Raw genomic sequence first — 10,529 nt, 5'->3', positions numbered from 1 at the left:
GTTTCTGGTGAAGAAAGCCAGAGTCAAATAAAAATGCGTGCAGAGCGACTTCAAGTTAAAAATACAAATTGCCTTATTTTAACGGAAACAAATACACAGCATATTTTTAAAGCTATTGAAGAATTACAGCCAGAAGTTGTTGTAATAGATTCAATACAAACATTATATACCGAGTATATTGAAGCTTCGCCTGGCTCTATTTCTCAAATTAGAGAAACAACTGCTGAACTTATAAAATTTGCAAAAGAAACAGCTACACCAGTGCTATTAATTGGCCATATTACCAAAGATGGAAATATTGCAGGTCCAAAAATATTAGAACATATGGTAGATGTTGTGTTACAATTTGAAGGCGACAGAAACCATACATATAGAATTTTACGTGCCAATAAAAATCGTTTTGGTTCTACAGCTGAACTTGGTATTTACGAAATGCAAAATATTGGTTTAAGAGAAGTTGAAAATCCTTCAGAAATATTAATTTCACAAAAAGAAGACGATTTAAGCGGTACTGCAATTGCCGCAACTTTAGAAGGAATGAGGCCTTTAATGATAGAAGTTCAAGCGTTGGTAAGTACAGCAGTTTATGGTACACCACAGCGTTCCGCAACAGGTTACGATCTTAAAAGATTAAATATGTTATTGGCTGTTTTAGAAAAACGCGCTGGTTTTAGATTGGGAGCAAAAGATGTGTTTTTAAATATTGCAGGAGGTATAAAAGTAGATGATCCTGCCATTGATTTGGCAGTTATAAGCGCCATTTTATCTTCAAACGAAGATGAAGCTATTCCACAAGATTTTTGTTTTGCTGCAGAAATAGGTTTGGCAGGTGAAATACGCGCAATAAATAGAGTAGAGCAACGCATTTTAGAAGCGGAAAAATTAGGATTTAACAAGATATTTATCTCAAAATTCAATAAAATAAGCTCAAAACCATATGCCATAAAGATTGTAAGAGTAGCAAAAGTTGAAGATATTTATGCTAATTTATTTGCATAAAAAAGCATCCTATTTCTTTTTTTAGAAAGGAAATAGGATGCAGTAAATATTGTAAGATTAAGGGTGCTTACTTTTTATTCACCTTTAAAATATATTTTTCTAAAGCCATAGTCATAGAAGGAGTTTCAGGCGTTGGTGCTTCAATGGTGCATTTTAAACCTGCCTCTGTAGCAGCTTTTACAGTTGAATTGCCAAATACAGCAATACGGGTATCATTTTGCTTGAAATTTGGGAAATTTTGAAATAACGAATCTATTCCTGAAGGTGAAAAGAACACCAAAATGTCGTAAAAAACATTTTCTAAATTAGATAAATCGCTAACAACTGTTTTAAACAATGTGGCTCTAGTCCAATTAACTCCAAGTTCATTTAAAGTTTCTGGAATAATTTCTTTTAATTTATCAGATGAAGGAAGTAAAAACTTTTCATCTTTATATTTTTTTATAATACTTGATAATTCTGGGAATGTACGTTTTCCAACATAAATTTTACGTTTACGATATACAACATATTTTTGTAAATAGAAAGCAACAGCTTCAGATTGGCAAAAATATTTCATTGAATCTGGAACAGTAAAACGCATTTCTTCTGCCACTCTAAAAAAATGATCAACAGCATTTCTACTGGTTAAAATAATTGCGGTATAGTTTCTTAAATCAATTTTTTGAGTACGTACTTCTTTTGCAGAAACACTTTCAACATGTATAAAAGGTACAAAATCAATTTTAACTTTTTGCTTGTCAATTAAATCTGAATAAGGAGAATTTTCGGTCTTTGGAGCTGGCTGAGAAACCAAAATTGTTTTCACTTTCATAAACTTCAATTTTGTGCTTAAATAGTTAATTTTAAAATAATTACTAAGGGTACGATTTCAAGGACGCAAAGGTACAAAATAAAATAAAACAAGTTATTAAATACCAGCTTTTTATTATTTACTATTAATAAAACGTACCTAATTACTATTAAAACAACAAAAATAATTAATGTGATTTTTAGTAATATATTTTCAAAATATTTTGAATAAGATGTTAAGACTAAAAGAGGTAATATCCATAAAATCAGATTGTTAAAATAATTAATTTTTTCGAAAAAAATTTTTTTATGAAGTTTTTCTAAATTAAAAATAACTGAAAAAATATTCCCAATTAAAAAACGAATCAAGAAGTAAAACCCTATCCCAAATGCAATTTTTATGAATAAATCGAGGTCGTTAGTTTTGGTATTTACATTAAAAATGGGTGTTATAAAGTAAAATAAAAGCGAAAGACTTATTAGTTGTATAACAAAAGAAAGTAATTGATAAAGATTAAAAAAGGTGTTTTTTTCTTTATTAAAATAACTAACTAACTTGTTTTTTTTAAAGAAAAATATACTTGTATGTAATTGTCTATTTCCAAATAATTTTTTTTGAACAACTAATACAACAAGTATTATTAAAAAAGCAATGGTAATCCAATCACTATCTTGACGTATTATATTTTCTGCTTCAATCATTAAGTAAGTTCGTTATTTTATGACAAAATTAGTGATTAATTGTTTTATCTTTGCTGCAAAATTGATCTATATGTCCAACACACTGGTAATAATACCAACGTTTAATGAAAAGGAAAATATTGAAGCAATAATTAGAGCTGTATTTAATCAGGAAATGCAATTTGATATTCTGGTTGTAGATGATAATTCACCAGACGGGACAAGTGGTATTGTTGAAAATTTACAAAAAGAGTTTAAACAGCTATTTTTAGAAGTAAGAACCGAGAAACAAGGATTAGGAACTGCTTATATTCACGGTTTTAAGTGGGCTTTAGATAGAAAATACGATTATATTATTGAAATGGATGCAGATTTTTCGCACAATCCAGAAGATTTAATAAAATTGTATAATGCGTGTGCAAATGAAGGTGCGGATTTCTCTATTGGATCGAGATATTTAAATAATAAAATTAATGTTGTAAATTGGGATATTAAACGGCTTTTTTTATCTTATTTTGCTTCAAAATATGTAAAAATTATAACTCAAATTCCTATTTACGATACCACAGCTGGTTTTGTTTGTTACAAGCGTAAGGTATTAGAAACTTTAGAATTAGATAAAATAAAATTTGTTGGTTATGCGTTTCAAATAGAAATGAAATTTAAAGCTTGGAAAAGAAAATTTAAGCATAAAGAAGTTTCAGTTATATTTACCGATAGAAAAAGAGGAACGTCAAAAATGAGTGGATCTATAATTTCCGAAGCAGTTTTTGGTGTAATTAAAATGAGAATTACAGGGATTCCTAAATAAATTTAAGAAAAAGAACATATGAGTTTAACACTTATAAAAAATGCCCAAATTGTAAACGAAGGTACAATTATGGAAGGTGATGTTTTAATTGATGGCGAGTACATTATTGACATTGATATTTCTATTAGTTCAAAATCTTCCGACACGCTGGTTATAGATGCAGAAGGAAAATTTTTAATTCCTGGAGCAATAGACGATCAGGTTCATTTTAGAGAACCAGGGTTAACCCACAAAGCAACTATTGAAACGGAAAGTAGAGCAGCTGTTGCTGGCGGAATCACTTCTTTTATTGAAATGCCAAATACGGTACCACAGGCTACAACTCAAAAATTATTGGAAGATAAGTTTAAAATTGCGGCAAAATCTTCCTACGCAAATTATTCATTTATGTTTGGTGGTACCAATCATAATTTAGAAGAATTGTTAAAAACAGACCCTTCAAATGTTGCAGGAATAAAACTATTTTTAGGCTCATCTACAGGAGATATGTTGGTGGATAATGAAGTAGTTTTAGAAAAAATATTTTCTTCAACAAAAATGTTAATTGCTGTACATTGCGAAGATGAAGCCACTATAAAAAAGAATCTAGAAACGTATTTAAATGAATACGGAGAAGATATTCCAATAGAATTACACCCTAAAATTAGAAGTGAAGAAGCGTGTTATTTATCTTCTTCAAAGGCCATTGAATTAGCAAAAAAAACAGGAGCACGTTTACACGTTTTTCATCTTTCAACCGCTAAAGAAACAGCACTTTTTTCAAATAAAATACCTTTAGAGAAAAAACAAATCACAGCAGAGGTTTGTGTACATCATTTAACTTTTGATGAAAGCGATTATAAATCTAAAGGAACATTAATAAAATGGAATCCGGCTGTAAAAACTGAAAATGATAAGGAAGGTTTATGGAAAGCTTTGTTAGATGATAAAATTGATGTTATTGCTACAGACCACGCTCCTCATACATTAGAAGAGAAACAGCAAGTATATACCAAGGCGCCAAGCGGTGGACCATTAGTGCAACATGCACTTCCGGCAATGTTAAAAGCGTATAGACAAGGGAAAATATCTATTGAAAAAATTATTGAGAAAATGTGCCACAATCCTGCAAAAATTTTCAAAATTGAAAAAAGAGGATTTATAAAAAAAGGATATTACGCCGATTTAGTGCTTGTTGATATTGCTTCTCCCTGGACTGTGAAAAAAGATAATATTTTATACAAATGTGGCTGGTCTCCTTTTGAAGGAACTACGTTCTATTCTAAAATTACGCATACTTTTGTAAATGGAAACCTTATATATAATAACGGAAAGTTTAACGACACAATAAAAGGGAAAAGATTACTGTTTAATAGAACACATGAATAAATTCATATACATACTTTTTATAAGTTTTTTAATGTTTAGTTGCACAAGCAATACAATATTAAAAAAACCTGATAACTTGATTCCTGAAGATCAAATGGTGGATTTATTAACAGATTTATTGTTGGCCGTGAATGCTGAAACTACAAAAAATCTGGATTTAAAGCGTAAGGTAAATTACCACCCATTAGTTTTTGAAAAGTACAATATTGATAGTGCCCAATTTAAGGAAAGTAATTTTTATTATACTTCTAGAGTTGATGATTACGATGTAATATTATTGAAAGTTGAAGAGCGTTTAAAAGCTTTAAATAAAAAGTTTGAAACGATAAAAAGAGAGGAAGATTCTATTGCTCAAGCAATAAAGAATTTAGAGAAAAAATCTATAGATTCAATTAATAAAATAAAGCGAAGACGAGTAGAGCCTATTAAAGAAAATTTGGAAAGAAAATAAAGTTTTCTAAATTCTAATAAATCTATAAATGTTTAATTTCCCGCAATACTATTTTAAAGAACTTTTAGAGCTTCTAATCATGCTAAAAACTACTTAAAATAAAAATTTGTATTCCGATTCTATTTAAAACTGGAAATTGAAGTTAATTTGAGGCTGTCTAAAAATATTAAAATTTTAGACAGCCTCAATTGTATTTTATATAATTCAGATTTTTTAGCTACAAGGTTTCTTCTAACCATTTATAAAATTCTGTATGCCAAATAAAGCTATTTTGTCCATCTAACACCCAATGGTTTTCTTCTGGAAAATATAATAATTTACTTTTTATTCCTTTTAATTGCGCAGCCTGAAACGCTTCTAAACCTTGTCCAATAGGAATTCTAAAATCTTGTCCTCCTTGAATTATTAAAATAGGAGTATCCCATTTATCAACAAAATTAGCAGGATTAAATTCATTAAAACTTTTTTGAGCAGCTGCATTATTTTTATCCCAATAATTTCCGCCTAAATCCCAGTTTACAAAAAACAATTCTTCGGTGGTACCATACATACTTCTTAAATTGTACATTCCATCATGGGCAATAAAACTTTTAAATCTTCCTTCATGAATTCCAGCTAAATAAAATGCAGAATAACCTCCGTAACTAGCACCAACACAACCTAATCTATCGGTATCAACATAACTTTCTTTAGAAATATCATCAATAGCAGCTAAATAATCTTTCATATTTTGACCACCATAATCTTTGCTAATTTGCTCGTTCCATTCAATACCAAAACCAGACATTCCTCTTCTGCTTGGTGCAACAATTATATATCCATTTGCAGCCATTAATTGGTAATTCCATCTAAAAGAATACGACTGGCTTAATGGGCCTTGAGGACCGCCTTTACAATATAAAATTGTTGGATATTTTTTTGAGGAATCAAAATTTGGAGGATAAATTACCCAAGTAAGCATGTCTTTTCCATCGGTAGTTTTTACCGTTCTTTTTTCAATTTTACTTAAAGAAATTGAGTTGTAAGTTGCATCGTTTGCATGGGTAAGTTGTTGTAATGTTCCTTTTTTTAAATTGTATGTGTATAACTCGGTTGCGTGGTTCATATCTCTACGATTTACCACCAACATATTTTTAGATTGCCCAACAATTCCACTTACATCAAATTGTCCGTTAGTAAGTTGTTTAGGTTGGGTTATTTTGTTTGAAGATTTAGGAACTTTAATTTCAAAAAGTTGCACAGTTCCAAAATTAGGAGCAACAAAATAAATTTTTTCACCTTTTGTATCCCAAGTAAAGCTATGAACAGTTTCATTCCAATTTTCGGTAATATTTACTTTTTCACCATCAATTAAAACAATAATATCGTTTTTATCTGCTTCATAACCATCTCTTTTCATTTGCAACCAGGCTAATTGATTTTTAGAAGAAAATGCAGGATTTGTATCGTATCCTTTATTGTTTTCGGTTAAATTGGTAGTAGTTTTTGAAGCTAAATTATAGCTGTAAATATCTGTATTTGTGCTAACAGCGTACGCTGTTCCGCTTAATTTTTTTGTTACATAGAGAATGTTTTCGCTGTCTGGGCTCCAAAGATAATCTTCTGAACCACCAAAAGGTTTTTGAGGACAATCAAAAGGTTCGTTAGGCATAATATCTACAGCTTCAGCATCGTTGGAAGTCGCTTTATAAAACAGGTGACTGTAAGCGCCATCTTCCCAAGTATCCCAATGACGGTAATTTAATTCGTCATAAATCTGCACATTTGAGTTTTTAATTTCAGGATAAAAATCTTTACCAGTTATATTTTTAAGTTTTACGTCTTCAGTAAAAATCTCATAAGTTCCATTTGGCGAAATATGCTTGTTTGGTAAAAGGTTTTTGTAGGCTTCTAAAGCAACAGGAGTTCCACCTTCAACAGGAATTTTATATACAGTTGTAATTTTAGTATCCGTTGCAAGGTTGTATTTTGAAGTGCTATAAATTACATTTTCTCCATCTTTCGAAATTCCTTTTGCTGAAACTTTATTTAATTCTAACAGCATTTTTGGAGTCATAACTTCTTGAGCTGAAACACTTACAAAAGTTATTGAAATAAGTAAACTTACTATTATTTTTTGTATCATTTTTAAGGTTGATTTATGGTTTGCTTCGCAAATTTAATATTTAATTTTTTAGTTGAGGTGTATTGGTTTCCTTAATCAAATACATATACACAGGATAGTGATCGCTATAACCGTTTATAAAATTATTTCCGGCAAAACTTCTATGCGGATAGCCTTTGTATTTTCCTGTTTGTGTTGTTAAATATTGAGGATTAAATACGTTTGTTTTGTACATTTTATATGTTGAATAGTCCTTTTTGGTTGTTAAAAGTGGCGAAGTAAACATAATTTGATCGAATAAATTAATATTATCTCTGTAAACCAAGGTGTTTTGCCCACGTCTAAACATATCTTCCATTGGGTTGTAAATGTCTCCTTCTTTAACGTTGGCTTTTTTTGATTTTGTTTTCAGCACTTTTTTTAAACTTGCATTATGAGGATCGTCATTTAAATCGCCCATAATTATAACCTTAGGATTTGGGTCGGTTAGTTTTATTTTTTCAATAATTTTGGTATTTAAATAAGCTGCTTTTTCTCTTTTAGACCTGCTTTTTGCTTCACCACCTCTTCTGGAAGGCCAATGATTTACAATAACATGAATTAGTTCATCATCTAAATAACCAGAAACTAATAATTGATCTCTCGTATAAATACGCATCCCATTTTCATCCCATAATTTTAATTCAAAAACTTCGTGATGCGTTGGTCTAAAATTAGATGGTTTATACAATAAAGCAACATCAATTCCTCTTAAATCAGGAGAATCATAATGAATAATTTCGTATTGTTCATTTTTTAAATTATCGGTTTGAAGTAAATCTTCCAATACTTTTCTGTTTTCTACTTCTGCAACCCCAATTATAGTTGCTGAAATTTTTGCCTCATTTGTTCCAATTTCAGAAAGCACTTTAGACATATTTGCCAATTTTTTTTGATACACTTCTTCACGTCCTTCTTTCATTCCCATAATAGGACTGGCTTCATCGTTTTTCAGCGTATCATTTACGGTATCAAATAAATTTTCTAAATTATAAAAAGCAATGGTTCTAATTTGAAAATTTTCTTGTGCAAAAAGAGTACTCGAAATTAATAAAAAGGGTAAAAGTATTTTAAAGATATATTTCATCTGTTTGTATTTATAGATTCCCAATTTGAAAAATCGACATTTCATTTTTCAAATTTTTAGAATGCTAATTTACTAACAATTTTTAAGCCAAGACATTAAAGAGATTAAAAAATGTAGCGCATTGTTGCAATACTGGGTTAGTTCTACTAACTAAGCTTTTATTGATGGTTTTGCGTAGATAAATAAAAAAATTATTAAATAGCTTTCTGTTAAGTGGTTAGGATAGTTTTTTATAAGTTTTTATTTTTCATTTTCAATATTTTTTTGTTAATTGTAAAAAAATTGTAAATGAAAAAGCTACTATTCTTAGGTTTTTTGTGCTTCTTTTATGGCTATAACCTAAAAGCACAAACTACCGCTTCTATTCGAGGAAAAATTATTGAAAGCACTTCAAAAAAACCGTTAAAAGGCATTTCTATAGCCTTAGAAAACAGCTTATTCTATACTGAAACCGATTTAAATGGTGATTTTAGTATTGAAAAAATTCCAGATAAATCGTATGTGCTTCGCTTAGATTTTGAAGGATACCAATCGCAAAGAATCCCTATAATTATTGAAGATTCTGTTGCAATTAATTTGGGTATTATTTATTTATCGAAAGCAATAATAGAAGTAGAAGACAATAGCTTAATATTTTTAACTGATGACGACTTATTGGATGATGGTGAGCGTAGTTCAGATTATACGGCAGGTTTATTTCAATCTTCAAAAGATGCCTTTTTAAGAGCGGCTTCCTTTAATTTTAGTCAGGCTTGGTTTAAAGTACGTGGATACGATTCCAGTTATGGTTCCATTTTAATTAATGGTGTTGAAATGAATAAATTGTACGATGGCAGACCACAATGGAGCAATTGGGGAGGTTTAAATGATGCGTTTAGAAATCAAGAATTTTCGAATGGAATACAAGCTTCAGAAAATAATTTTGGAGGTATTTTAGGAACTACAAATTTTAAAACCCGTGCATCTGAATATAGACCAGGAGGGAAAGTTTCTTATGCTTCAGCGAATAAAAGTTATACGGGTCGTGTTATGGCAATGTATGCCACAGGGTTTAATAAAAATAATTGGGCTTTTGTTGTTTCTGGTTCTAGAAGATTTGCGCAAGAAGGCTATTTGGAAGGAACTTCTTACAACGCTTGGGCTGCTTTTATAGCTGCTGAAAAAAAGTTAAATAGCAATCATAGTTTAAATATTACAGCGATAACTTCGTTTAATCGAAGAGGAAAATCTTCGCCAAATACACAAGAGGTTTACGATTTAAAAGGCTTGCAATACAATGCATATTGGGGAAAACAAGAGGGCGATAGTAGAAACTCCCGAATTAAAGAAATTTTTGAGCCCATTGTTATGTTCAGTCATATTTATGAAAAAGAAAACACCACTTTAAAAACCACATTAGCGTATCAATTTGGACATATTGGAAATAGCAGATTGGGATATTTTAACGCGCCAAATCCGGATCCAACATATTGGAAATACTTGCCAAGTAGTTTTTTGCGGTTTGAAGATAAATTAGATTATGCAAATGCTTATTTAACCGAACAAGAATTTTTAAAAAACGGACAATTAAACTGGCAAGAATTGTATCAAAAGAATATTGATAATGGAAATTCATTATATTATTTATATGAAGATAGGGTGGATGATAAGCAGATTACAGTGAGTTCGGTTTTAGCAAAAAATATTGGTAGTAATTTAAACTTGCATACAGGAATTTCATTTAAAAATTTAGCATCAAATAATTATAGTAATATGTTAGATTTATTAGGCGGAAATGGCTTTGTAGATTTAGATCAATATGCTGAAGGCGATGCAAGACAAAACGATTTAAACAATCCGAATAGGTTGATTAATGTTGACGAGAAATTTCAATATAATTATACTATAAATGCTTCGGTTGCAAGTGCTTTTGGGCAATTACAGTTTTCTAAAAATAAGCTAGACTATTTCGCAGCTTTAAATTTTAAAAGTACTAATTATCAGCGTAATGGATTGTTTAAAAATGGAACCTATCAAAATAACTCCTTCGGAAAAAGTGAAAAACAATCTTTTGTAGACGCGAGTTTAAAAGGTGGATTTACATATAAAATTACAGGACGTCATTTGGTAAATGTAAATGCAGCATATCTTTCAAATGCACCAACAATTAGAACCGCATTTTCCAACTCTAGAGTCAATAATAATATAACTCCAAATC

9 protein-coding genes are annotated in these 10,529 nt (G+C 30.1%); 5 read left to right on the top strand and 4 right to left on the bottom strand.

Annotation, left to right across the window (positions count from 1 at the left end):
* Positions 1 to 999 (top strand): DNA repair protein RadA (gene radA, locus AB1Z17_RS11720; protein ID WP_368051980.1); only part of this gene is annotated, 999 nt, incomplete at its 5' end.
* Between the two features lie 67 nt (positions 1,000 to 1,066).
* Here radA and AB1Z17_RS11715 read toward each other — a convergent pair.
* Positions 1,067 to 1,813 carry a uroporphyrinogen-III synthase gene (locus AB1Z17_RS11715; protein ID WP_368051979.1) on the bottom strand — a complete coding sequence of 249 codons (747 nt, stop codon included), beginning with the start codon at positions 1,811 to 1,813 and terminating at the stop codon, positions 1,067 to 1,069.
* A gap of 17 nt (positions 1,814 to 1,830) precedes the next feature.
* Complete coding sequence (locus tag AB1Z17_RS11710; protein ID WP_368051978.1) at positions 1,831 to 2,493, bottom strand: DUF4271 domain-containing protein; 663 nt, start codon at positions 2,491 to 2,493, stop codon at positions 1,831 to 1,833.
* A 70-nt stretch (positions 2,494 to 2,563) separates the two neighbouring features.
* Here AB1Z17_RS11710 and AB1Z17_RS11705 point away from each other — a divergent pair, with 70 nt between their 5' ends.
* From AB1Z17_RS11705 to AB1Z17_RS11695, 3 genes are read left to right on the top strand one after another with little or no spacing between them, the layout of a single operon-like run.
* Positions 2,564 to 3,283, top strand: coding sequence for a polyprenol monophosphomannose synthase (locus AB1Z17_RS11705; protein ID WP_368051977.1), 720 nt, complete (start codon positions 2,564 to 2,566; stop codon positions 3,281 to 3,283).
* Positions 3,284 to 3,301: 18 nt separating this feature from the next.
* A complete protein-coding gene (locus tag AB1Z17_RS11700; RefSeq protein WP_368051976.1) occupies positions 3,302 to 4,651 on the top strand; it encodes a dihydroorotase in 1,350 nt (449 codons plus the stop codon).
* Positions 4,652 to 4,682: 31 nt separating this feature from the next.
* Positions 4,683 to 5,102 (top strand): DUF4296 domain-containing protein, encoded by a 420-nt coding sequence (locus tag AB1Z17_RS11695; RefSeq protein ID WP_368051975.1) that lies wholly within the window; start codon positions 4,683 to 4,685, stop codon positions 5,100 to 5,102.
* A 217-nt stretch (positions 5,103 to 5,319) separates the two neighbouring features.
* Here the strand turns inward: AB1Z17_RS11695 and AB1Z17_RS11690 are convergent, their stop codons facing one another.
* A complete protein-coding gene (locus tag AB1Z17_RS11690; protein ID WP_368051974.1) occupies positions 5,320 to 7,227 on the bottom strand; it encodes a prolyl oligopeptidase family serine peptidase in 1,908 nt (635 codons plus the stop codon).
* 40 nt (positions 7,228 to 7,267) lie between these two features.
* Complete coding sequence (locus AB1Z17_RS11685; RefSeq protein WP_368051973.1) at positions 7,268 to 8,332, bottom strand: endonuclease/exonuclease/phosphatase family protein; 1,065 nt, start codon at positions 8,330 to 8,332, stop codon at positions 7,268 to 7,270.
* Between the two features lie 288 nt (positions 8,333 to 8,620).
* Between AB1Z17_RS11685 and AB1Z17_RS11680 the strand changes: the two genes are divergently transcribed.
* Positions 8,621 to 10,529, top strand: a 1,909-nt coding sequence (locus AB1Z17_RS11680; RefSeq protein ID WP_368051972.1) for a carboxypeptidase-like regulatory domain-containing protein, incomplete at its 3' end; no start/stop codon positions are given.

The organism is Lutibacter sp., from assembly GCF_040883305.1.
In the GTDB taxonomy this organism is placed as follows: Bacteria; Bacteroidota; Bacteroidia; order Flavobacteriales; family Flavobacteriaceae; genus Lutibacter.
Note: the sequence above shows the minus strand (reverse complement) of the source record. Positions and strands in the feature narration are given on the sequence as shown.